Origin of the sequence: Pseudomonas sp. GD03944 (assembly GCF_029839275.1) — a bacterium.
In the GTDB taxonomy this organism is placed as follows: domain Bacteria; phylum Pseudomonadota; class Gammaproteobacteria; order Pseudomonadales; family Pseudomonadaceae; genus Aquipseudomonas.
In genome coordinates this window covers 1-23,265 of record NZ_JAOCAH010000013.1, presented here as the reverse complement: position 1 = coordinate 23,265, position 23,265 = coordinate 1, and the positions used below count along the sequence as shown (strand labels likewise).

Sequence of the window (23,265 nt, the reverse complement as noted above, 5' to 3'; positions counted from 1 at the left end):
GTCCTCGGTTTGGAAAAGCCGCATAGTGTATAGGGTTTTGTTCAGCGCGTGGGCGGTGCGCTCAACGGTGCGGGTTGTGGCCATTCCAGGCTGCCGGAATCGACGAAGCGGGTAGTGCCGAAAAAGCCACTGGCCAGCTTGCCGCGGACCACGTAGGGCAGGCCGTCCCCCGGCTGGTAACCGGCCACGCCCCAGGCCTGGCGCATGGCCGAGTAGGCGGAGATGCTCACCGGCACGCGAATCACCGTCTCACCGAAGCGCGGCACCTGGCCACGCTGGTCGCTGACGCCGCTGGCCAGCGGCTGGTCGTTGATTTCCAGTTGCAGGGCCACGCCGTCGAAGTCGATGGCGCGGTCGTTGGGGTTCTGCACGCGCAGCTTCACCGCGAAGCGCATTTCCAGCCCTTCACCGGGCAGCGGCTCCAGCCCGACCAGGTCGATGTGCAGCGGATCGCGGCCGCTCAGGGTGCTGCAGCCGACCAGCAGGCTGGTGAGCAGGCCGAACAGCAGGACGCGCAAGGTGGGGGACATGGTGGGCTTCCCTTCGGGCAATGGCTTCAGATAGAAGACCACGGTGCGCCGGTTTAGCTCCGCTGGCGCTGGCTGCCCAGGACCAGGGCGATGCCGCCGAGCACGGCCACCGAGGCGATCAGCAGGCGCAGGGTCAGGGGTTCGCTGAGCAGCAGGCTGCCGGCCAGGGCGGTGATGATCGGCACGCTGAGTTGCACCGTGGCCGCCTGGAAGGCCTTCAGGCCGCGCAGGGCGGTGTACCAGATGGCGTAGCCGGCGCCCGAGGCCAGGGCGCCGGAGAGCAGGGCGTACAGCACCCCCGGACCGTCCCAGTGGAGGCTGCCGAGCAAGAGGAGGCTGGTGGCAAGGGCGAACGGGACGGCCCGCAGGAAATTGCCGGCGGTGGCCGCCAGCGGATCGCTCACGCCACGGCCGAGCAGCGAGTAGGCACCCCAGGCCACGCCGGACAGCAGCATCAGCAGGGCGCTGCTCATGGCGGGCGCGCTGGCCCCGGGCAACAGCAGAACCAGCAGGCCGGCAAAGGCCATCAGCAGGCCCGCGCTGCCGGCCATGCCCAGGCGCTCGCCCCGGTAGAAACCCCACAGCAGCATGCTGATCTGCACCGCGCCGAACAGCAGCAGTGCCCCGGCCCCGGCATCGAGGCTGATGTAGGCGAAGGAGAACGCCGCCGCGTAGGCGAACAGCGCCAGCGCGCCGAACCAGCTGCCGCCGACGGCACTGCGGCCGGGGCGCAGGCGCAACAGCAGCCACAGGGTCAGGGCGCCGGAGACGATGCGCAGGCTGGTGAAGGTGGCGGCGTCGATCTCGGTGTCTTTCAGGGCCAGGCGGCAGAGCAGGGAGTTACCGGCGAAGGCCAGCATGGCCAGGGCGGTCAACAGCAGGGTGCGGTGCGTCATCGGCCATCCTTGTGCGAGGTCTGGCGGTGAGGGAACCGCTATCTAAACGCAAAGGCGCGGGCGGGGGTATTGGCGGAAAGTTGCAGGGAGGGGCACCTCGGCTGGCGGGCAGCCGAGGTGCGGTCGATCAGAAGTGCGCCTTGACCAGCAGGCTGGCGGTGCTCTGGTCGGTGCCGCCGAGCACGTCGTCACCGAGCACGCTGTCGTTGTCGATGCCGTACTTGTCACTCCAGTAGTCGTACTCGAAGCCGACGTACAGCTGCTTCTCGCCCCAGTTCATGGCCTTGCCCAGGTCGTATTTGACCTGCGGCACGAAGTGCACGTTGGCGTGGTAGGTGTCGTCGTTGTCCACGACCCAGTCGAGGAAGCCGTCGATCAGGATGTCGGAGTTGCCCACCGGGATGGTGTAGCTCCACGCCGGGGTGATCTGCCAGACGTTCTTGCCGTCGCGGTCGCCATCGGGGGTGCGCAGGTAGGTGTTGAGCTGGAAATAGTCGAAGCCCGGGATGGCCAGGTCGAAGCCCGGGCCGATCAGGTAGGCGTCGACGTCGTCTTCGCCGAACTCGTAGGTCATGGCCAGCAGCACGTCGGTCACCGGGCCGAACTGCAGCTTCGTATCGAACAGCTTGCCGAAGCTCAGGCGCGGCGAAATCTCGCCGTAGAAGGTGTGGCCGTCGCCGGCGCCGTTGGTGGCGTCGGTGTTGTACTTGATGGTGTCGACGAAGAGGAACAGGTCACCGACGCTCCAGCCGCTGGCGTGCTCGAAGGTGATGGTCTGCTGGATTTCCGGGTCGATCTTGAAGTCGTGGCCGTACAGGTAGCTGAGGCTGTTGTTCTGCCACTGCAGCAGATCGCCGGCGACGGCCTGGCCACCGACCAGGAGCCCGCTGGCGAGCATCAGGGAAGAGAGGGTGCGGTTCATGTGTGCTCCTGGGTTTGATTCGTGTTGACCTGTCTGTGTGCAGGCTGGGTGAGACTGTGCAAGGACGGCGGTGCAAGGACGGCGCCACGTTCATGCCGGCGCGCGCGGAGCGGCGTTATACAGGGAAATGACGGCGTTTGGCGGATTTTTGCCCGCGTTGCATCGTCGCAGGGCCCCGGATGAGGGGGCTTCCGGCCCCGGTGACGGCCTGATGTGCGTTGCGTCGAGGCGGGCTCAGCCTCAGGCGCGCTGCAGGGCAGGGCTGTGGCGCAGCATGTCGAACAGGGCATCGACCAGGGATTCGGCCTGGTCGGCCAGGGCGAAGCTGCTGGGCACCAGCAGCCAGTTGGCCTGCAGCCCTTCCATGTAGGCGTGCAGGCACACGGCGGCGCGCTCGCAGTTCAGGTCGGCCGGCAATTGGTCCTTACTCACGGCATTGCGCAGGGCCTTGGCGATGCGCTGGTCGCACTCCAGGCTGAGGCTCTGCATGCGCTGGCGCAGGTCGCCCAGCTCGTCGCTGTACTCGCATTTGTGCTGGAGGATTTCGCTGATCCGGCGGCTGCGCGGGTCGTCTTCGGTGCGCTTGAGGGCCTTGATCAGCAGCTCGCGCATGCGCCCCAGCGGGTCGGGCTCGTCCTCGCTTTCGCTGGCCCGGGCGAGCTCTTCCAGGGGCAGGCGCAGGCGTTCGAGCATCGCCTGAAACATATCCACCTTATTGTCGAAGTGCCAATAGATGGCGCCACGGCTCACGCCGGCTGCGGCGGCGATATCGGCCAGCGAGCTGCGCGAGACGCCTTTCTCATAGAACACGTGCTCGGCCGCATCGAGGATGTGCGCGCGCGTTTCTTCGGCTTCTTCTTTGGTGCGTCGGACCATGGCGTATGGCTACCTTCGTGGCGATGAAGCCCGCTACAGCGCGCCTCAACTGGACACATTCTTTGACAGAGGTTTGCAGGATTGGGCATTTACAAACATTCTCGAACGTAAGTATATTCGTTAGCCTACTAAACAATCCACCATGGTTCCTGGCTGTGGTCATGCCCGCCCGGGCAAACAGTACTGAACGAGGTTCACTCAGATGCAGAAGAAGCCTGCCTTCGTGGCAATGGCGACGGCGATTGCCGTGGCCATGCTCACCCTCACCGGCTGTCAGGAGGAGGCCGCCGCCCCCGCCGCGCAGATCGCCGAAGTCGGCGTCGTGGAGCTGAAGGCACAGCCGTTCACCCTGACCACTGAACTGCCGGGGCGCACCGCTGCCTTCCGCGTCGCCGAAGTGCGTCCGCAGGTCGATGGCATCATCCGGAAGCGTCTGTTCACCGAAGGCTCCGAGGTCAAGGCCGGGCAGCAGCTGTACCAGATCGATCAGTCGGTCTACCAGGCCACCTACAAGAGCGCCCAGGCCACCCTGGCCTCGGCCAAGTCACTGGCCGAGCGCTACAAGGACCTGGTCGCCGACCAGGCCGTGAGCAAGCAGGCCTACGACGAAGCCCAGGCCGCGCGCCTGCAGGCCGAGGCTGCCCTGGAGCAGGCGCGCATCAACCTGCGCTACACCAAGGTGCTGGCGCCGATCGCCGGCCGCGTGGGCCGTTCTTCGGTCAGCGAAGGGGCGCTGGTCAACAACGGCCAGGCCAACCAGATGGCGACCATCCAGCAGCTCGACCCGATCTACGTCGACGTCACCCAGCCGACCAAGGACTTGCTGCGCCTGCGCCGCGACCTGGCCAGCGGCAAGCTGCAGAAGGTCGGCGACAACGCTGCCGCGGTCAAGCTGACCCTCGAAGACGGCAGTCAGTACAGCCACGAAGGCACCCTGGAGTTCTCCGAGGTGTCGGTGGATGAGAGCACCGGCTCGGTGACCCTGCGCGCCGTGTTCCCCAACCCGGATCACCTGCTGCTGCCCGGCATGTTCGTGCATGCCCAGCTCAGCTCCGGCATGAACGACAAAGCGATCCTGGCGCCGCAACAGGGCGTGACCCGCAACCCGCGTGGCGAACCGACGGCCCTGGTGGTCGGCGCCGACAACAAGGTCGAGCTGCGCGTGCTGAAGGCCGAGCGCACCGCCGGCAATGCCTGGCTGATCGACGAGGGCCTGAGCGAAGGCGACCGTCTGATCACCGAAGGCCTGCAATTCATCCAGCCCGGCGCCGAGGTCAAGGCGGTACCGGCACGCAACGTCAAAGCCAGCCAGACGGTGCAGAGCGCCGAACACGACAACGGCCAGGGCTAACGGAGAATCGCTGAATGTCAAAATTCTTTATCGACCGGCCGATCTTCGCCTGGGTGATCGCGCTGGTGATCATGCTCGCGGGTGGCCTGTCCATCCTCAAGTTGCCGATCAACCAGTACCCGAGCATCGCGCCACCGGCCGTTGCCATTCAGGTCAGCTACCCGGGGGCTTCGGCGCAGACCGTGCAGGACACCGTGGTGCAGGTCATCGAGCAGCAGCTCAACGGCCTGGACGGCCTGCGCTATGTCAGCTCGTCGAGCAACTCCGACGGCAGCATGGAAATCATCGTGACCTTCGAACAGGGGGTCAATCCGGACATCGCCCAGGTCCAGGTGCAGAACAAGCTGCAGCTGGCCACCCCGATGTTGCCGCAGGAAGTGCAGCAGCAGGGCATCCGCGTGACCAAATCGGTGCGCAACTTCCTGCTGGTCATCGGCGTCGTTTCCAAGAACGGCAGCATGACCCGCGAGGACCTGTCCAACTACATCGTTTCCAACCTGCAGGACCCGATCTCGCGGACCAAGGGCGTGGGCGACTTCCAGGTGTTCGGTGCGCAGTACGCCATGCGTATCTGGCTCGACCCGGCCAAGCTCAACAGCTTCCAGCTGACCCCGGTCGATGTGCGCGGCGCCATCCAGGCGCAGAACGTGCAGATTTCCTCGGGCCAGTTCGGCGGCCTGCCGGCGGCACCGGGCAACCAGCTCAACGCCACCATCATCGGCAAGACCCGCCTGCAGACGCCGGAAGAGTTCCGCAACATCCTGCTCAAGGTCGAGCGTGACGGGTCCCAGGTCCGCCTGAGCGACGTCGCCAAGGTCGAACTGGGGGGCGAGAACTACGCCATCAACGCCCAGTTCAACGGTCTGCCGGCGTCCGGTCTGGCGATTCGCCTGGCCACCGGTGCCAACGCCCTGGACACCGCCAAGGCGGTGCGCGAAACCATTGCCAACCTGGAACCGTTCTTCCCGGCGGGCATGGAAGTGGTCTTCCCGTACGACACCACGCCGGTGATCTCGTCGTCCATCGAAGGGGTGGTAATGACCCTGTTCGAGGCGATCGTGCTGGTGTTCCTGGTGATGTTCCTGTTCCTGCAGAACCTGCGCGCCACCATCATTCCCACATTGGCGGTGCCGGTGGTACTGCTCGGTACGTTCGGGGTGCTGGCGGCGTTCGGCTTCTCGATCAACACCCTGACGATGTTCGCCATGGTCCTGGCCATCGGCCTGCTGGTGGACGACGCCATCGTGGTGGTGGAGAACGTCGAGCGGGTGATGCGCGAGGATGGCCTGTCGCCCAAGGAGGCGACGCGCAAGTCCATGGGCCAGATCCAGGGCGCCCTGGTCGGTATCGGCCTGGTGCTGTCGGCGGTGTTCCTGCCGATGGCCTTCTTCGGTGGCTCCACCGGGGTGATCTACAAACAGTTCTCCATCACCATCGTCTCGGCCATGGTGCTGTCTGTGCTGGTGGCGCTGATCTTCACGCCGGCGCTGTGCGCCACCTTGCTCAAGCCGATCGACGGCGACCACCACGAGGCCAAGAGCGGCTTCTTCGGCTGGTTCAACCGCACCTTCGACCGTGGCAACAACGCCTACCAGCGCGGCGTCGCCGGCATGCTCAAGCGCAAGATGCCGTACCTGCTGTTGTACCTGGTGATCGTCGGCATCATGGTGTGGATGTTCAGCCGTATCCCCACGGCCTTCCTCCCCGAGGAAGACCAGGGCGTGCTGTTCGCCCAGGTCCAGACCCCGGCGGGCTCCAGTGCCGAGCGGACCCAGGCGGTGGTCGACGAAATGCGCCAGTACCTGCTCGACGACGAAGGCGAGGCGGTGCAATCGGTGTTCACCGTAACCGGCTTCAACTTCGCCGGCCGTGGCCAGAGTTCGGGCATGGCGTTCATCATGCTCAAGCCGTGGGGCGATCGCCCGGGCGCCGAGAATGGCGTGGCCGCGTTGGCGCAGCGTGCGCAGCAACACTTCTTCAGCTTCCGTGATGCGATGGTGTTCGCCTTCGCCCCGCCGGCGGTGATGGAGATGGGGAACGCCACCGGCTTCAACCTGTTCCTGCAGGACCAGGCCGGCGTCGGCCACCAGGTGCTCAACGAGGCGCGCGACAAGTTCGTGCAACTGGCCAACGCCCATCCGGTGCTGGACAGCGTACGGGCCAACGGCCTGCGCGACGAACCGCAGTATCAGTTGCTGATCGACGACGAGCGTGCCCGTGCCCTGGGCCTGTCCCTGGCTGACATCAACAGCACGCTGTCGATCTCCTGGGGTGCCAGCTACGTCAACGACTTCATCGACCGCGGTCGGGTGAAGAAGGTCTACCTGCAAGGCTCGCCCGAGTCGCGCATGGGGCCGGAAGACCTGAAGAAGTGGTACATCCGCAACGACGCCGGAGAGATGGTGCCGTTCAGCGCCTTCGCCAGTGGCGAGTGGACCTACGGCCCGCCCAAGCTGTCGCGCTACAACGGCGTGTCGGCGGCGGAGATCCTCGGTGCCCCGGCCCCTGGCTACAGCACCGGTGACGCCATGGCTGCGGTCGAGGAGATCGCGGCGCAGTTGCCCGAAGGGGTGGGCTACGCCTGGACGGGGCTGTCCTACGAGGAGCGCCTGGCCGGTTCGCAGACCCTGGCGCTGTTCGTGATCTCGGCGATCGTGGTGTTCCTCTGCCTGGCCGCCCTCTACGAGAGCTGGTCGATTCCGTTCGCGGTGATGCTGGTGGTGCCGCTGGGCATCGTCGGTGCGCTGTTCTTCACCGAAATGCGTGGCCTGTCCAACGACGTGTTCTTCAAGGTGGGGTTGCTCACGACCATCGGCCTGTCGGCGCGTAACGCGATTCTCATCGTGGAGTTCGCCAGGGCCCAGTATGCGCAGGGCATGAGCCTGGCGGACGCGGCGCTGGAAGCCTGCCGCATGCGTCTGCGCCCGATCGTCATGACCTCGCTGGCGTTCATCCTCGGCGTACTGCCGCTGGCCATCGCCAGCGGTGCCGGTGCGGGCAGCAAGCACGCCATCGGCACCGGGGTGATCGGTGGCATGCTCAGCGCCCTGGTGCTGGCGATCTTCTGGATTCCACTGTTCTACGTGCTGGTTGGCTCGCTGTTCGAGAAGAAGAAAGCCGAGCCGGCCGGTGAAACCGAGAAGGAGGTGCTGCAGTGAAGCAGTCCCTGTTGACCCTGGCTGTGACCGCCGTCGTGCTCAGCGGCTGCAGCATGATCCCCGACTACCAGCGCCCCGACGCGCCGGTAGCCGGCGCCTGGCCGCAAGGCGAGGCCTACACCGGCAACGATGCCGCCGCCCAGACCGGGACGACTGCCGCCGACCTGGGCTGGCGCGAATTCTTCCGCGACCCGGCCCTGCAACAACTGGTCGAGGTGGCGTTGCAGAACAACCGTGACCTGCGTGTCGCGGCGCTGAACATCGACGCCTTCCGCGCCCAGCACCGCATCCAGCGCTCCGAACTGTTCCCGAGCATCTCGGCCGGCGGCGGCGCGACCCGCCAGCGCCTGCCGGGTGACCTGTCGCAGACCGGCTCGTCGACCACCACCGGGCAGTACAGCGCCACCGTGGGCACCAGCGCCTGGGAGATCGACTTCTTCGGTCGCCTGCGCAGCCTCAACGAGCAGACCCTGCAGCAGTACTTCGCCAGCGAAGAAGCGCGCCGCAGTGTGCAGATCAGCCTGGTGGCCAACGTCGCCACGGCCTACCTGACGCTGCAGGCCGACGAAGCCCTGCTGCGACTGACCCGCGAAACCCTCGACACCTACGAGAAGAGCTACGAGCTGACCAAGCGCAGCTTTGACGTCGGGGTGACCGACGCCCTGGCACTGAGCCAGGCCCGTACTGCCGTGGAAAGTGCCCAGGTCAGCCTGGCGCAGTACACCCGTCTGGTGGCCCAGGACCGCAATGCCCTGACCCTGCTGCTCGGCAGCGGTGTGCCAGCGCAATTGCCGGCTGGCGAAGGCCTCGACGACGACATGTTGGCCGAGGTCCCGGCCGGCCTGCCGTCCGACCTGCTGCAACGCCGTCCCGACGTGCTCCAGGCCGAGCACCAGCTGCGTGCCGCCAATGCCAGCATCGGTGCGGCGCGTGCGGCGTTCTTCCCCAACATCAGCCTGACCGCCAACGCCGGCACCGCCAGCAGCGAGCTGTCGGGCCTGTTCGACGGCGGTTCCGGTACCTGGCTGTTCCAGCCGCAGATCAACCTGCCGATCTTCACCGCCGGCCGCCTGCGGGCCAATCTCGACTACGCCGAGATTCAGAAGAACATCGAGGTCGCCCAGTACGAGCAAGCCATCCAGGTGGCCTTCCAGGAAGTGGCGGACGGCCTGGCCGCCCGCACCACCTACGAAGACCAGCTGGACGCGCAGCGCAGCCTGGTGCGCACCAGCGAGGACTACTACCGCCTGGCCGAACGGCGCTTCCGCACCGGCGTGGACAGCTACCTGACCCTGCTCGATGCCCAGCGCCAGCTGTTCAGCGCCCGCCAGCAACTGATCGGCGATCGCCTCAACCAGCTGACCAGCGAGGTCAATCTGTACAAGGCCATGGGTGGCGGCTGGAACGAGCAGACCGCGACCCCGCCGCCGAGCTGATTTGGCTGTCGTACCGCAATAAAAAAGGCCCGTCGTATGACGGGCCTTTTTCGTTTGGGGTGGTCGGGGCGGGTGGCCCGTTCCTGCACCCACCGGGTAAGCGGGTGCGGCACGATTGTGCAGGAGGAAAGCGCGCGGTACCGGGCGGGTGAGCCCCCGTTTTTCAGCGGTGTACCGTGCGTGACCGGCGCCGCCCGGCAAGGCGGTGACGGCCGTGCCAGGCGCTCGCGGGGAGCGCCTGGCGGGTGCGGTCAGCCGATGGTCATCAGGCTGGCGTTGCCGCCGGCGGCCGCGGTGTTGACGCTCAGGGCGTGTTCGATCAGCAGGCGCTCCAGCGGGATGTCGGTCTCGCCCTTGTTCAGGCCGTGGACACCGACGATCGCGCCAGGACGCTTGGCCGCCAGTTGGCAGACCGCACGCAGCTGGTCGGAATCACCGTGGTGCAGGATGGCGTCGAACGCCGCCTCGCTGGTGCCCCAGTCGCTGACCCACTGGATGCGCGCCTGCACGTCCTTGGGCAGGGCCTTGAACAGCTCGCGGGTGACCTCCTGCTCCTGCCACAGCACCTGGCTGCCCACCGCGAGGGCGGCGGCCAGCTGGGTCAGCAGGTCATGGCGGTCGTCGGCCAGGCACAGCACGTGCTCGCGTGGCAACAGGGTGTAGCTGTTGCGCTCGCCAGTCGGGCCGGCCAGCATCTGGGTGACGCCGCTCTGGGCCTGGGCGCCGTATTGGGCACTCAGCTCGGCCAGGGCTGGTTCGTGCTGGGTCAGCCACTCATTCAGCGCCTGGAAGGCCTTCTGCTGCGGCGCCGGGCGCTGGGCTTCGCTTTCCGGGGTTTCCTGGTTCAGCTGCTTGGCCACCGCGTCCTGCGGACGGGTCGACAGCAGGCGGTACATGTACAGCGGGCCGCCGGCTTTCGGGCCGGTGCCCGACAGGCCTTCACCGCCGAACGGCTGCACGCCGACCACGGCGCCGACCATGTTGCGGTTGACGTAGAGGTTGCCGACCTTGGCGCTGCTCACCACCTGGGCGATGGTCTCGTCGATGCGGGTGTGCACGCCGAGGGTCAGGCCGTAGCCGCTGGCATTGATCTGCTCTAGCAGGTTGCCTAGGTCGGCGCGCTGGTAGCGCACCACGTGCAGCACCGGGCCGAAGACTTCGCGCTGCAGCTCGTCGAAGCTGTCCAGCTCGATCAGGGTCGGCATCACGAAGGTGCCGCGCTTGATGTCCTCGCCATTGGCGCGGGCGGTCTGGAACACCTTGCGGCCTTTCTCGCGCATCTTCTCGATGTGCTGCTCGATGCCAGCCTTGGCTTCGGCGTCGATCACTGGGCCGATGTCGGTGCTCAGGCGCTCCGGGTTGCCCAGGGTGTATTCGGCCATGGCGCCCTTGAGCATGGTGATCACGCGGTCGGCCACGTCTTCCTGCACGCACAGCACGCGCAGGGCCGAGCAGCGCTGACCGGCGCTGTCGAAGGCCGAGGAGATCACGTCCACCACCACCTGCTCGGTGAGGGCCGAGGAGTCGACGATCATGGTGTTCAGGCCGCCGGTTTCGGCGATCAGCGGGATGGTGCGGCCCTGGGCATCGAGACGACCGGCGATGTTGCGCTGGATGATGCCGGCCACTTCGGTGGAGCCGGTGAACATCACGCCACGCACGCGCTCGTCGGCGATCAGGCGCGCGCCGACGGTTTCGCCACGGCCCGGCAGCAGTTGCACGGCGCCGCCCGGCACACCGGCTTCGAGCAGGATGCGCACGGCCTGGGCGGCGATCAGCGGGGTCTGCTCGGCCGGCTTGGCCAGCACGGTGTTACCGGCGGCCAGCGCAGCGGCGACCTGGCCACTGAAGATCGCCAGCGGGAAGTTCCACGGGCTGATGCACACCACCGGACCCAGCGGGCGGTGGGTGTCATTGGCGAAGTGGTTGCGCGCCTGGGCCGCGTAGTAACGCAGGAAGTCCACGGCCTCGCGCACTTCGGAGATGGCGTTGGCGAAGCTCTTGCCCGCTTCACGGACCAGCAGGCCCATGAGCTGCTGCATTTCCGCTTCCATCTGGTCGGCGGCGCGGTCCAGCACGGCGGCGCGCTCGGCGGCCACGGTGGACTGCCAGATCTGCCCGCTGGACAGGGCACAGAGGATCGCGCTCTTGATATCCGCTTCGCTGGCTTCGCTGACGTGACCGACGATGTCGCGGTGATCGGCCGGGTTCTTCAGGGTTTCGGTCGCACCCGGTGCCGGGGTGTCGCAGCCGAGGATCGGCTGGGCCACGTAGGCGGTGTTGGTGCTGGTCAGCAGGGCGGAGGACAGCGAGCCCAGGCGGTGTTCGTTGGCCAGGTCGATGCCTTCGGAGTTCAGGCGGGCCTCGCCGTACAGGGCACGCGGCAGCGGGATGCGCGGGTGCGGCAGGCCGACGGTGCCTTCCTGGGCGGCCATCTGCTCGATCTGCTGCACCGGGTCCAGGACCAGGTCCTTGATCGAGATGCTGTGGTCGGCGATGCGGTTGACGAACGAGGTGTTGGCGCCGTTTTCCAGCAGGCGACGCACCAGGTAGGCCAGCAGGGTTTCATGGCTGCCGACCGGTGCGTAGATGCGGCACGGACGGTTCAGCTTGCCGTCGGCGACCTTGCCCACGACCTGCTCGTACAGCGGCTCGCCCATGCCGTGCAGGCACTGGAACTCGTACTGGCCCGGGTAGTAGTTCTGCCCGGCCAGGTGGTAGATGGCCGACAGGCTGTGGGCGTTGTGCGTGGCGAACTGCGGGTAGATGGCTTCCGGCACGGCCAGCAGCTTGCGGGCGCAGGCGATGTAGGAAACGTCGGTGTACGGCTTGCGGGTGTAGACCGGGTAGCCTTCCAGGCCGTTGACCTGGGCCAGCTTGATCTCGCTGTCCCAGTAGGCGCCCTTCACCAGGCGGATCATCAGGCGGTGACGGCTGCGCTTGGCCAGGTCGATGACGTAGTCGATCACGTACGGGCAGCGCTTCTGGTAGGCCTGGATGACGAAACCGATACCGTTCCAGCCGGCCAGCGACGGGTCGAAGCACAGGCGCTCGAGCAGGTCCAGGGACAGCTCCAGGCGGTCGGCTTCCTCGGCGTCGATGTTCAGGCCGATGTCGTACTGCTTGGCCATCTGGGTCAGGCCCAGGAGGATCGGGTACAGCTCGTCCATCACGCGGTCGTACTGGGCGCGGCTGTAGCGCGGGTGCAGGGCCGACAGCTTGATCGAGATGCCCGGGCCTTCGTAGATGCCGCGGCCGTGGGAGGCCTTGCCGATGGCGTGGATGGCCTGCTCGTAGGACGCCAGGTAGCGCTTGGCGTCTTCGTCGGTCAGCGCCGCTTCACCGAGCATGTCGTAGGAATAGCGGAAGCCCTTGCTCTCCATGGCGCTGGCGTTGGCCAGGGCCTCGGCGATGGTTTCGCCGGTGACGAACTGCTCGCCCATCAGGCGCATGGACATGTCCACGCCCTTGCGGATCAGCGGCTCGCCGCCCTTGCCGATGATGCGGTTGAGCGAATTGGACAGGCCGGCTTCGTTATGGGTGGACACCAGCTTGCCGGTGATCAGCAGGCCCCAGGAGGCCGCGTTGACGAACATCGACGGGCTCTGGCCCAGGTGCTGGCTCCAGTTGCCGTTGGCGATCTTGTCGCGGATCAGGGCGTCGCGGGTGGCCTTGTCCGGGATGCGCAGCAGCGCTTCGGCCAGGCACATCAGCGCCACGCCTTCCTGGGACGACAGGGAGAATTCCTGCAGCAGGCCCTGCACCAGGCCCTGGCGGCCGCCGGCGCTCTTCTGGTTGCGCAGCTTCTCGGCAATGCTCATGGCCAGCTTGGTGCTGGCGTCGGCCTTGTCCTTGGGCAGGCGGGCCTGCTCCAGCAGCATCGGCACGGCGTCGGTTTCCGGACGGCGGTAGGCCGAGGTGATGGCGGCGCGCAGCACCGATTGCGGCAGGATGCTTTCGGCGAAATCGAGGAAGACCTGCAGGCCCTGCTCGCTCAGCCCTTCTACCGACTCTTCGCCCGCTGCGGCTGCAAGACCGGACATCTCCGGCGGGGTCAGACCGCCTTCGACCTGCTCCAGGTAGTTGAAGATCGCTTGCTTGATCAGCCAGTGCGGGGTGCGGTCGAGCGACTGCGCGGCCTGCTTGAGGCGTTCACGGGTTGCGTCGTCGAGCTTTACGCCAAGAGTGGTAGTGGCCATGAGGGGGTCCTGTTATCTGGTGTACCGCAGAAAAAGTGGCGAGAGAGTAAACCTGTCGGTGGGTGGGTGCAACCAGGTGCAACCTTGTCGATATCGATTCACCCCGGCCTCTCGATGAACGGTTCCTGGAGGGCCGTCAGGTCGGAGATTCAGCCCGCAGAAAGTGTCGGTTTGCTGGCGCCTTAACCCTGTTCACATGGACTGGAACGCTCGTTCAGCTGTGTCTGATTATGGTTGCACCTTTGTTCGATGGTAGCGCGTTCTAGGTGCAACCTTTTGCAGGGGCAGCCTGTCGCTCAGCGTTCCGTTCCGCCCACGGTAGACCCGTACCCGGCTGCTGTCGTTTCAGGTTTTGGTCCGCCGCACGGAGCAGGTCGCTCCTTACGTTATGGCACAGCTCCCGGGTTGCTGCCCGACAGGCGCAATAAATACCCGGTGGGGCGGCGGTCGGTAGCGGGGCGTCAGGCCGGGCGGGACAGGTCGTTGGCCGCCGGCTGCGCGGTGGCCGGCTCCAGGCCGCGCAGGCGGCGCCAGGTTTGTGGTGTCACGCCGGTCTCGCGGCGGAAGGTGCGGCTGAAGTGGGACTGGTCGCAGAAGCCGTGGCTGTGGGCGATTTCGGTCAGCGACAGGCGGCTGTCGAGCATCGCCTGGCGGGCCGAGTCGATGCGCCGTTGGGCGATGTACACCAGCGGCGTGACCCCGAAGCTCTGTTTGAAGGCATGGGAAAAGTGGCTGACGCTCAGGCCCAGGGCGGCGGCCAGTTGGGTGGTGCGGATCGGGTTGCTAAGGTGGTCATCGATGAAGTCGGTGAGGCGCCGGCGTTGCCAGCCGGCCAGGCCACCCTGGGCGCGCGTCGGGTGCGGTTCCTGGCGCAGGATCGCCAGGGCCTGCGCCAGGTGCTGGCAGGCGGACGCCTGGTCGAGGTGCAGGCAGGACTGGGCTTCGTCGAGCAGGCGCAGCACGGCACCCACGGCGTCACGGGAAAGGCGTTCGTCATGCAGGGCATCGAGCATGGGGTCTTCTCTCGTGGTCCATCATCGCGACGGCCATGATGCGGACCCGGCGTGCCGGCGCAAAGCCGACAAAGGGGGGGCGATACCCCCCTCGAAAGTGGGGGTCAGATGCTGATGATGCCGCGCTGGATGCCCAGGGTGACGGCGTGGGTGCGGTTGTTGGCGCCCAGCTTGTCCATGATGCTTTTCAGGTGACCCTTGATGGTGTCTTCGGAAATCAGCAGTTCGGCGGCGATTTCCTTGTTCGGCTTGCCCATGGCCACCCGCTGCAGCACCTGGAGTTCCCGCGGGCTTAGGGCGTCCTGGGCGAGGTGGTCGGCCAGCTCGGTGGCGATCTCGACCGGGATGTGGCGCTTGCCGGCGGCGATGGTGCGGATGGCGTCCAGCAGTTCCTTGCGCAGGCTGCTCTTGAGCAGGTAGGCCATGGCCCCGGCCTTGATCGCGTGCAGGGCGCGCACGTCACCCCGGTAAGTGGTGAGGATGGCGATGCGCGCGGCGGGGAATTCGCCGCGGATGGCATGGATCGCCTCGATGCCGTCCATGTCGGGCATCTGCAGGTCCATCAGGGTCACGTCGGGTTGCAGGTCGCGGTACAGGTACAGGGCCTCGCGGCCATTGGTGGCCTCGCCGACCAGGAAAATGTCGGGCTGGGCTTCGAGCACGGCGGCAATGCCTTCGCGCAGCAGCGGGTGGTCGTCCACGACCAGGACACGAATGATGTCGGGCGCTGGTTGCACGGTCAGTTCCTCGGTCGGTTGAAGGGGCGCAGCCAGCGTTGCAGCCAGCCGGGCCGGTAGCGGTAGGCGGTTTGCGCCGGCACGCTGAGGTGGATGTCGGTGCCGCCGTTGGCGCCGCTGCGGATCAGCAGGCGGCTGCCCATCTTGTCGGCGCGTTCGAGCATACCGCACAAGCCCCAGTGGTTCGGTCGGGCGTTGGGCGGCAGGTAGTCCTGGGGAATGCCCCGGCCGTCATCAATGATGCTCACGTCGAAGGTGTGCCGGTTGTAGGCGATGGTGATGGCGATGCGGCTGGCACCGGCGTGGCGCAAGGCGTTGACGATGGCCTCGCGGCCGATCAGGTAGCTTTCCTCGCGCACCAGGGGGTGCAACGGCAGCGGCGTGCCCCGGGTGTCGAGGCTGAAGGCGGTGCTGCCGTCCTGTTCGAGGTCGCGGGCGAGCAGGGCGAAGGCGTCGATCAGGGCCGGTGCCGGCTGGTTCAGGCGGCGCAGGTCGTTGACCCGGTCGCGGCCCTCCGCGATCACCTCGTCGGCGCGGTCCAGCGCGCGCTCCATGCGCACCCGTGCCGGGTGCTGCTCGTCGATCAGCTGGCTGGCCGCCTGGAAGCTCAGCACCAGCCCCTGCACGCCCTGCAGCAGGGTGTCATGCAGTTCCCGGGCGATGCGCTCGCGTTCTTCGTGGCGGGCCTCCAGGCGCGCCCGCAGGTTGGCCGCCACCCGGCGCATGTTGAGCAGGTGCAGGGCCCACAGCAGGCCCGCCAGGAGCACCACGCAGAGCAGGATGAACAGCGGCTTCTGGTAGAACAGCGGCTGGATGCTGAAGGTCAGTTGCGCCTCGTGGTCGCTGCTGACCCCGGCCTGGTCGGAGGCGATGACCCGGAAGCGGTAGGTGCCCGGGCCGAGGCCGGAATAGACGGCGCTGCGGTTGGTGTCCAGTGGGTGCCAGGCGGTGTCGACACCGTCCAGACGGTAGCTGAAATTGAGGTCTTCCTGGGCCGACAGGCTGAGCGCCGAGTAGCTGATTTCGATCCGCCGGGATTCGGGCGACAGGGTCGGCGGCGGGTCGAGGGGCACGCTGTGCCCATCCACGTTGAACCCGTCGATCAGGATGCGTGGCGAGCCGGCCAGCGGCTCGATGGCCGCCGGGTCGATCCACACCACGCCCTGGCTGGTGGTGAACCACAGGCGCCCATCGGCACTGCGCACGGCGCTCGGCAGCGGCATGACCTGGAACGGGTCGTTGGCCAGGCTGCGCTGCAACTCGTAGCTGCGGTAGCGCATGGCGTGCTCGGGGTTAGCGATGGCCCGCTCCAGCTCGCTGGCGGCGATCTGGAAGATGCCGGCCTTGCTCTGCAGCCACAGGTCGTCGCCCCGCGCCCGGGACCAGGCGGACGGGGCGGCGAGCAGGGCGTAGATGTTGTCGAACAGGCCGTTGTCCGGCAGGCGCAGGCCGTGGAAGCGCGCGCCGTCGAAGTAGGCCAGCCCGCGTTGGCCGGCGACCCAGGTGCGGTCCGGCTGGTGCAGCAGGGCGGTGACATGGCCGATGTTCAGGCCATCGGCCTCGCCCCACTGGCGCTCGCCGCTGGCATCGCGGGTGACGATCAGGTTATCGCGGTAGCCGAACCACAGTCGGCCCTGCGCATCGGTGCTGGCGGTCACCGGCATCACCTGGCTGGGCGCGAGGGTGGGCGAGGGCTGCAGCGTCCACTGCCCGTCGCGCAGGACGAACAGCCCGGTGCGGTTGATCGACACCCACAAATCGCCCTGGTGATCGAGGGCCATGGCGCGCACCGGGGAATCCAGGTCGGCGGCCACCGGCAGGTCGGCGACGCGCTCGACCTGCTGGCCACGGGCACGCCAGATGCCCCGGTTGCCCGCCATCCACACGTCGCCGTGGCGGTCGGCGAAGGCGCTGCTGATCCCCGCCGGGATCGCCGTGTCCTGCACGCCCTCGGCCGTCAGGTGCAGGGCCGGGCGGTTGCTGGTGCCAGCCCACAGGCTGCCATCGGCGCTGGCGGCCAGGGCCAGGTTGCGGGCGTCGCCTGGCAGGCTGGCCACGGTCATCCGGCGTGGACGGAAGCGGTCGAGGCCGGTGCTGCTGCCGACCCAGATGCTGCCCTCGCGGTCTTCCAGCAGAGGGCGGGTGCTGTCGGCGCTGAGGCCGTCCTGGCTGGTGAAGGCCTCCAGGGTGTTCAGGTCGAGCGGCTCGACCGCCGGGGCGGGCGGCAGCCGCAGCAGCCCACGGCTGATGGTGCTCACCCACAGCGCACCGCGACGGTCGAAGAGCAGCTGCTTGGCCCCGGCGATGACGTGGCGCTGTGCGAACGGCATGCCGAACAGCTGTTGCAGGCGATGGAGCACGCCGCCCTCGCGCTCGACCAGCCAGATCGCGCCATCCGGTGCCTGGGTGATCTGGCTGGCCCAGTCCACCGTGATGCCGGCGTCCACGAAGCGCTGGGCGCCGTTCGGCAGGTAGAACAGGCGGTCTTCGCTGGCGGCCCACAGCGTGCCGGCGCGGTCGACGAACACCGCCCGCGCGTTGTGTTCGGGAAAATTCCAGTCCTGCGAGACGTGCGTCCAGTCCTGGCCATCGAAACGCGCCAGGCCGTCGTGGGCAGCCGCCCAGAGTGCGCCCGTGCGGTCCCTTGCCAGCCCGTAGACCACGCCAGCGGGCAGGCCCTGGCCCGCGGGGTAGCTCAGCATGGCGCTGGGGGTGATCAGGCGCACGCCGCCCTTGCGCAGGCCGACCCACAGGCCCTGTTCGTCGTTGTACAGGGTCGAGACGACGCCCAGGGGCTGGCCGTCCGGCGCCTGGTAGCGGGTGAAGCGCAGGCCGTCGAAGCGGTACAGCGAGTCCTGGGTGCCGAGCCAGAGGTAACCGTCCGTCGTCTGGGCCAGGGCGCCGACCTGCCGGGGGCCGTTGTCGGCAACCGTCCAGCGCCGGTGTTCCAGGTCGCTCAGCCGTGTGCCGTTGGCCAGTACCGCCTGGTTGCCGAGCAGCAGCGCCAGGCCCAGCAGCCAGCCGATGAGCAGCCGGGCCCCGCGCCGCGCCTTCGGCGTGCGTGCATGGGGTGTTGCCGCGTGAGCGCTCGCTGCAGGCATGGCCGGAACCGCGTGGGGAGTCAGTAGCGACCGAGGTGCCGGTGGGCCCAGTCGATCGTGTAGTCCGCTATTACCTCCCAACCCGGCTCATTGATCAACCAGTGGCTGTGGTTGGCGAAGCGTTTGATCCCGGTGATGGCGATCGAGCGCTGGTGCCGGCGGTAGGTGGCGGCCACCAGGCGCGGCGGGACGATGCGGTCGTCGCCGGCGCTGACCAGCAGCAAGGGGGCGCGGCGGTCGTTGGCGAAATCGACGCGGGTGCCGATGCCCAGTGCGGCGTCGAAGAACACCCGGGCCGGGGTCGGTACGGCCTGCTGGTCGTACAGGGTGCCGGCCTCGGCGTGGCTGAGGAAATGACCGGTGCTGCGGGCGAAGTCATCCCGCGGCAGGTGCAGCACGCGGCCCCAGCCGCCCCACAGGCGCAAGGGGAGGGTGCGGTAAAGCAGCCCCGGACGAGGCAGGAAGCGGGCCGGTGGTACGGCGGCCAGTGCGATGCCGGCGCAGCCCAGGCCGCGGTCCAGCAGCAGTTGCACGATCAGGCCGCCCAGGGAATGGCCGATCAGCAGCGGCGGACGCTGCAGGCGGCGAATCAGGCGGTCGTAGTGTTCGACGATAGCGGCGATGCCCAGCTCCGACAATTCCCCCGGCGGGGCCTGGCGCAGCTGGCGAGGGGTGTCGTCGCGCAGTGGCCAGGGCGGCGCGATGCAGGTGTAACCGCAGGCGCTGTAGCGGCGCCGGAAGTTGTTCCAGGCGTCGCCCGACAGCCACTCGCCCTGGATGAAGACCGCCGTTACGTTCATCCGTGAACCCCTGTGGGAGCGCCCGCCGACGCGGTGTGCCGACGGGCGCTGTGCGGCGCCCTCAGCCGTGAGGCTTGGCGGGCGTCAGGTAGTGACGAATGTGCACATCGATGCCGGCCTGCTGGAACTGCCGGGCGGCGGCCTCGATGCGCTGCTCGGCCTTGGTCACCCGGCCGTGGTGGCGCAGGTGTTCGAGCCAGGACTCGTCGAAGAAGAACTCCAGCCAGCGTTGCGGGTCCTGGCTGTCCTGCACCAGCCCCCAGGAGAACGCCCCGTTGCGCCCGCGCATGCGCCGCACTTCCTGCATGGCCTGCTGGAACTGGAGCGCCTGGGCGGGATCGATGCGGTACTCCAGGGTGACCATCACCGGGCCGCGCTCCTGGTCCTGATCCTGGTCGTCGGCCAGGATCGGTGCCGGCCAGTGCAGCGACGGCGCCAGGTCTTCGGCTTCGGTGACCGGCAGGTGGAAGCGCAGGGTCAGCACGATGCCCAGCAGCAACAGGCCGCCGGCGATCAGCAGGGCCTGGGTGATCGACAGGTGGCTGGCGACGAAGCCCCACAGGGTGCCGCCGGCGGCCATGGTGCCGAAGAACACCAGGATGTACACCGCCAGGGCCCGCGCCCGGACCCAGTTGGGCACCGAGGTCTGGGCGGCCATCTGCAGGCTCGACAGCACGGCGATCCAGGCCGCGCCGCTGATCATCATCACTGGCACCAGGGCGTACAGGTTGCGCAGGCTGGCCAGGCCGACCAGCACCAGGGCGTAGAGCACGCTGGCGCCGGCCACCAGGTGGTCCGGCTTGACCGCCTCACGGATGCGCGGCAGCAGCGTGGCGCCGAGCACCGCACCGACACCGACGCTGCCGAGCAGCAGGCCGAAGTCGCTGGCGGTGCCTTGCAGCTCGCCGCGTACGATCAGCGGCAGCAGCGACATGCCGGCGCTGGCACCGACGAAGAACGCCGCCGTGCGCACCAGCACCGCCTGCAGCGGCCGCGAGCTGCGGCTGTAGCGCCAGCCGGCGCGCACCGCACCGAACAGCCGTTCAGCGGGGAACAGGGCCGGGGTCTGCTCGCGTTTCCAGCTGTACAGCACCGCCATCACCGCGAAGAACGACAGCGCGTTCAGGGCGAAGGTGGCCCAGGGGCCGGCAAGGCTGACCAGCACCCCGGCGATGGCCGGGCCGATGGCCCGGGCGATGTTGATGCCGAGGCTGGACAGGGCAATGGCCGAGCCGAGGTCGCGCTTGTCGACCAGCTCCGGCGTCAGTGCCGACCAGGCCGGCATCATCAGCGCGGTGCCGATGCCCATGCCCAGGGTGAGCAGGAGCAGCAGGCTGACCGTCATCATGCCGTTGAGCGTGAGCAGCGCCAGGAGCATGGCCACTGCCGCCATCCACACCTGGACCTTGAGCAGGTAGCGGCGCTTGTCGACGATGTCGGCCATGGCGCCTGCGGGCAGGGCCAGGAAGAACATCGGCGCGGAGCCGGCGACCTGCACCAGGGCCACGTGCATCGGGCTGGCGGACAGGGTGGTCATCAGCCAGCCCGCGCCCACCTCGTGCATCCAGGTGCCGATGTTGGAGGCGATGCTGGCCAGCCACAGCCAGAGGAAGGTGCGATGGCGCAGGGCGCTCCACGGGGAGCGCTTTTCGATCGTCGCGTCCATGGTCAGAAGGCGAAGCAGGAGCAGCCGAAGGCGCCCCAGAAGCCTTGGAAGTCACTGACCGGCACCGACGAGCGACGCACCTTGTCGTGGCTGTGCGCATGCACCGCGCACGGCCCGGAGCACTGGTGCACCTGCGCCACCAGCGGCGAACCCGGACGCCAGTGACCGGGGACCTTGGCCACTGGCGACCAGTCCGGCATCACCGGCAGGGTGGGCGGCGACAGCTTGTCGAATTCCGCCGCGCCATAGACCACCTTGCCATCGACGACGGTCAGCACCGACTCGATCCACTTGATCTGCTCTTGGTCGACGCTGAAGAAGTCCGCCGACAGGGCGATGAGGTCGGCCAGTTGCCCGACCTTGATCTGGCCCTTCTTGCCTTGCTCGCTGGAGAACCAGGCGCTGCCGTGGGTGAACAGTTGCAGGGCGGTGTCGCGGGACAGGCCGTTGGGGTACAGCTCCAGGCCGCCCACGGTCTTGCCGCTGACCAGCCAGTACAGCGAGGTCCAGGGGTTGTAGCTGGACACGCGGGTGGCGTCGGTGCCGGCGCCGACCGGCACGCCTTCGGCCAGCATGCGCTGGATCGGCGGGGTCTGCTCGGCGGCCTTGCTGCCGTAGCGGTCGACGAAGTACTCGCCCTGGAACGCCATGCGGTCCTGGATGGCGATGCCGCCGCCGAGGGCGCGCACGCGCTCGATGTTCTTCGGGGTGATGGTTTCGGCGTGGTCGAAGAACCACGGCAGGCCGTTGAACGGGATGTCGCGGTTGACCTTCTCGAACACGTCGAGCATGCGCGAGATGGACTCGTCGTAGGTGGCGTGCAGGCGGAACGGCCAGCGCTGTTCCACCAGGTGGCGGACCACCGGCTCCAGGTCCTGCTCCATGGTCGGTGCGAGGTCCGGGCGCGGCTCCAGGAAGTCTTCGAAGTCGGCGGCGGAGAACACCAGCATTTCCCCGGCACCGTTGTGGCGGAAGAAGTCCGTGCCGTCACCCGGCTTGACCATGCCGCTCCAGTTCTTGAAGTCGGTCAGTTCTTCCTTGGGCTTCTGGGTGAACAGGTTGTAGGCGATGCGGATGGTCAGCTGGTCCTGCTTGGCCAGCTCGCGCACCACTTCGTAGTCGTCGGGGTAGTTCTGGAAACCGCCGCCGGCATCGATGGCGCTGGTCACGCCCAGGCGGTTGAGTTCGCGCATGAACTGGCGCGTGGAGTTGACCTGGTACTCCAGCGGCAGCTTGGGCCCCTTGGCCAGGGTCGCGTAGAGGATCATCGCGTTGGGGCGGGCGATCAGCATGCCGGTCGGCTCGCCGTTGGCGTCACGCTGGATTTCGCCACCGGGCGGGTTGGGGGTGTTCTTGTCGTAGCCCACCACGCGCAGGGCGGCGCGGTTGAGCAGGGCGCGGTCATAGAGGTGCAGCAGGAACACCGGGGTGTCCGGCGCCGCCTTGTTGATCTCGTCCAGGGTTGGCAGGCGGCGTTCGGCGAACTGGAATTCGTTCCAGCCACCGACCACGCGCACCCATTGCGGCGCCGGGGTGCGGTCAGCCTGGTCCTTGAGCATGCGCAGGGCATCGACCAGGGACGGCACGCCTTCCCAGCGCAGTTCCAGGTTGTAGTTCAGGCCGCCGCGGATCAGGTGCAGGTGCGAGTCGTTGAGGCCGGGGACCACGGTACGCCGTTGCAGATCGATCACCCGGGTCGCGTCGGTGCGCAGCGCCATGGCTTCGGCATCGCTGCCCACGGCGACGAATTTGCCGTCCTTGATGGCGACGGCGGTGGCCTGGGGTTTCTCACGGTCGACCGTGTGCAGGCGGCCGTTGAACAGGATCAGATCGGCGCTCATTGGAACTCCTTGAGTGCTGGCGGAAGCGGAGCCGGAGGTGCCGGCGAAAGGGAGGGCGGACCAGAGCGCACCCGCTGCACCCACCACCGTGCTGGCGGCGAGGAACTGACGGCGGCTGTTGTCCGAGGGGTCTTTACTCATGGCAATTCTCCATGGAATCAGGGGTTTAGCCAACGGGAAAAGAGGCGCGTGGCCAGGGGCATGAACAGGTACACCACCAGCAGCACGATGCTCAGGGTGATCAGCACGTTGCTGGCCACGTAGCCGCCCAGGGGTGGAACGCTGGCGAACAGCGGCTGCCACAGCAGCGGCACCAGCAGGCTCAGCGGCAGGATCACCAGGAAGGTGACGCAGGCCTGCTTCCAGCGCGGCGGTTGCGGCTGGTCGGCCGGTGGCACGAACCAGAACTCGCGGGCCTGGCTGATATCGGTGTGGTCGCCGTCGGCGAGCAGCGGGGCGACGTCGTCGACCAGCTCATGGCGGTCGGTGGAGTCCAGCCAGGCTTGCAGGTGCAGCGTGCAGGAAAAGCGCAGCACGCAGGTGAACAGGGCCAGGCCCTCGTGGCGGCTGCGGATGACGTCGACGCCCATGTGGCCGACGTAGCGGCTGGCGATGTCGATGGTGCGCCGCAGCCAGATTTCATAGGCGTCTTCGCTGCCGGCTTTGACGCGGTGGCGAACGACCAGGGTGGCGATCTCGTGGGTCCTGTCCGTGCCCATGGGTACTCCAGGTCAGGGGT

General features: G+C 67.6%; 15 protein-coding genes. 3 read left to right on the top strand and 12 right to left on the bottom strand.

The annotated features are described in order from the left end of the window. Positions 1 to 41: 41 nt before the first annotated feature. The 4 genes from N5C28_RS18590 to N5C28_RS18575 all read right to left on the bottom strand — a co-directional run bounded on the left by N5C28_RS18590 (position 42) and on the right by N5C28_RS18575 (position 3,224). The gene (locus N5C28_RS18590) at positions 42 to 530 is read right to left on the bottom strand and encodes an LEA type 2 family protein (protein WP_279824623.1); all 489 of its coding nucleotides are present in this window, start codon (positions 528 to 530) and stop codon (positions 42 to 44) included. 53 nt (positions 531 to 583) lie between these two features. After that, positions 584 to 1,426, bottom strand: coding sequence for a DMT family transporter (locus tag N5C28_RS18585; RefSeq protein ID WP_279824621.1), 843 nt, complete (start codon positions 1,424 to 1,426; stop codon positions 584 to 586). A 127-nt stretch (positions 1,427 to 1,553) separates the two neighbouring features. After that, positions 1,554 to 2,348 (bottom strand): outer membrane protein OmpK, encoded by a 795-nt coding sequence (locus N5C28_RS18580; protein WP_279824620.1) that lies wholly within the window; start codon positions 2,346 to 2,348, stop codon positions 1,554 to 1,556. Between the two features lie 240 nt (positions 2,349 to 2,588). Further along, positions 2,589 to 3,224 carry a TetR family transcriptional regulator gene (locus tag N5C28_RS18575; RefSeq protein ID WP_279824619.1) on the bottom strand — a complete coding sequence of 212 codons (636 nt, stop codon included), beginning with the start codon at positions 3,222 to 3,224 and terminating at the stop codon, positions 2,589 to 2,591. Between the two features lie 202 nt (positions 3,225 to 3,426). Between N5C28_RS18575 and N5C28_RS18570 the strand changes: the two genes are divergently transcribed. The 3 genes from N5C28_RS18570 to N5C28_RS18560 are packed head-to-tail and all read left to right on the top strand — an operon-like array spanning position 3,427 to position 9,169. Then, positions 3,427 to 4,575, top strand: coding sequence for an efflux RND transporter periplasmic adaptor subunit (locus N5C28_RS18570; protein ID WP_279824617.1), 1,149 nt, complete (start codon positions 3,427 to 3,429; stop codon positions 4,573 to 4,575). 14 nt (positions 4,576 to 4,589) lie between these two features. After that, positions 4,590 to 7,733 (top strand): efflux RND transporter permease subunit, encoded by a 3,144-nt coding sequence (locus N5C28_RS18565; protein ID WP_279824615.1) that lies wholly within the window; start codon positions 4,590 to 4,592, stop codon positions 7,731 to 7,733. Continuing rightward, positions 7,730 to 9,169, top strand: a complete 1,440-nt coding sequence (locus N5C28_RS18560; RefSeq protein WP_279824614.1) for an AdeC/AdeK/OprM family multidrug efflux complex outer membrane factor — start codon at positions 7,730 to 7,732, stop codon at positions 9,167 to 9,169. Before N5C28_RS18565 ends, N5C28_RS18560 begins: the two co-directional genes overlap by 4 nt. A gap of 251 nt (positions 9,170 to 9,420) precedes the next feature. Here N5C28_RS18560 and putA read toward each other — a convergent pair whose 3' ends face one another. The 8 genes from putA to N5C28_RS18520 all read right to left on the bottom strand — a co-directional run bounded on the left by putA (position 9,421) and on the right by N5C28_RS18520 (position 23,245). Further along, positions 9,421 to 13,368 carry a trifunctional transcriptional regulator/proline dehydrogenase/L-glutamate gamma-semialdehyde dehydrogenase gene (gene putA / locus N5C28_RS18555; RefSeq protein ID WP_279824613.1) on the bottom strand — a complete coding sequence of 1,316 codons (3,948 nt, stop codon included), beginning with the start codon at positions 13,366 to 13,368 and terminating at the stop codon, positions 9,421 to 9,423. Between the two features lie 461 nt (positions 13,369 to 13,829). Beyond that, positions 13,830 to 14,381, bottom strand: a complete 552-nt coding sequence (locus N5C28_RS18550; protein WP_279824612.1) for an AraC family transcriptional regulator — start codon at positions 14,379 to 14,381, stop codon at positions 13,830 to 13,832. A gap of 104 nt (positions 14,382 to 14,485) precedes the next feature. Beyond that, positions 14,486 to 15,124, bottom strand: a complete 639-nt coding sequence (locus N5C28_RS18545; protein WP_347881270.1) for a response regulator transcription factor — start codon at positions 15,122 to 15,124, stop codon at positions 14,486 to 14,488. Continuing rightward, the gene (locus N5C28_RS18540; RefSeq protein WP_279824610.1) at positions 15,121 to 18,219 is read right to left on the bottom strand and encodes a sensor histidine kinase; all 3,099 of its coding nucleotides are present in this window, start codon (positions 18,217 to 18,219) and stop codon (positions 15,121 to 15,123) included. The genes N5C28_RS18545 and N5C28_RS18540 overlap by 4 nt, the downstream gene beginning before the upstream one ends. Before the next feature lie 20 nt (positions 18,220 to 18,239). Continuing rightward, positions 18,240 to 19,019, bottom strand: a complete 780-nt coding sequence (locus N5C28_RS18535; protein ID WP_279824609.1) for an alpha/beta fold hydrolase — start codon at positions 19,017 to 19,019, stop codon at positions 18,240 to 18,242. Positions 19,020 to 19,080: 61 nt separating this feature from the next. Then, the gene (locus N5C28_RS18530) at positions 19,081 to 20,685 is read right to left on the bottom strand and encodes an MFS transporter (protein WP_279824607.1); all 1,605 of its coding nucleotides are present in this window, start codon (positions 20,683 to 20,685) and stop codon (positions 19,081 to 19,083) included. Positions 20,686 to 20,687: 2 nt separating this feature from the next. Next, positions 20,688 to 22,526, bottom strand: coding sequence for an amidohydrolase (locus tag N5C28_RS18525; protein ID WP_279824759.1), 1,839 nt, complete (start codon positions 22,524 to 22,526; stop codon positions 20,688 to 20,690). Between the two features lie 158 nt (positions 22,527 to 22,684). Next, complete coding sequence (locus tag N5C28_RS18520) at positions 22,685 to 23,245, bottom strand: antibiotic biosynthesis monooxygenase (RefSeq protein WP_279824605.1); 561 nt, start codon at positions 23,243 to 23,245, stop codon at positions 22,685 to 22,687. Positions 23,246 to 23,265 lie beyond the last annotated feature (20 nt).

What these genes read in the sequence shown, in the direction of transcription:
- N5C28_RS18590 (WP_279824623.1), bottom strand. Translation starts at nt 530, where the DNA reads ATGTCCCCCACCTTGCGCGTCCTGCTGTTCGGCCTGCTCACCAGCCTG.
- N5C28_RS18585 (WP_279824621.1), bottom strand. Translation starts at nt 1,426, where the DNA reads ATGACGCACCGCACCCTGCTGTTGACCGCCCTGGCCATGCTGGCCTTC.
- N5C28_RS18580 (WP_279824620.1), bottom strand. Translation starts at nt 2,348, where the DNA reads ATGAACCGCACCCTCTCTTCCCTGATGCTCGCCAGCGGGCTCCTGGTC.
- N5C28_RS18575 (WP_279824619.1), bottom strand. Translation starts at nt 3,224, where the DNA reads ATGGTCCGACGCACCAAAGAAGAAGCCGAAGAAACGCGCGCGCACATC.
- N5C28_RS18570 (WP_279824617.1), top strand. Translation starts at nt 3,427, where the DNA reads ATGCAGAAGAAGCCTGCCTTCGTGGCAATGGCGACGGCGATTGCCGTG.
- N5C28_RS18565 (WP_279824615.1), top strand. Translation starts at nt 4,590, where the DNA reads ATGTCAAAATTCTTTATCGACCGGCCGATCTTCGCCTGGGTGATCGCG.
- putA (WP_279824613.1), bottom strand. Translation starts at nt 13,368, where the DNA reads ATGGCCACTACCACTCTTGGCGTAAAGCTCGACGACGCAACCCGTGAA.
- N5C28_RS18550 (WP_279824612.1), bottom strand. Translation starts at nt 14,381, where the DNA reads ATGCTCGATGCCCTGCATGACGAACGCCTTTCCCGTGACGCCGTGGGT.
- N5C28_RS18540 (WP_279824610.1), bottom strand. Translation starts at nt 18,219, where the DNA reads ATGCCTGCAGCGAGCGCTCACGCGGCAACACCCCATGCACGCACGCCG.
- N5C28_RS18535 (WP_279824609.1), bottom strand. Translation starts at nt 19,019, where the DNA reads ATGAACGTAACGGCGGTCTTCATCCAGGGCGAGTGGCTGTCGGGCGAC.
- N5C28_RS18530 (WP_279824607.1), bottom strand. Translation starts at nt 20,685, where the DNA reads ATGGACGCGACGATCGAAAAGCGCTCCCCGTGGAGCGCCCTGCGCCAT.
- N5C28_RS18525 (WP_279824759.1), bottom strand. Translation starts at nt 22,526, where the DNA reads ATGAGCGCCGATCTGATCCTGTTCAACGGCCGCCTGCACACGGTCGAC.
- N5C28_RS18520 (WP_279824605.1), bottom strand. Translation starts at nt 23,245, where the DNA reads ATGGGCACGGACAGGACCCACGAGATCGCCACCCTGGTCGTTCGCCAC.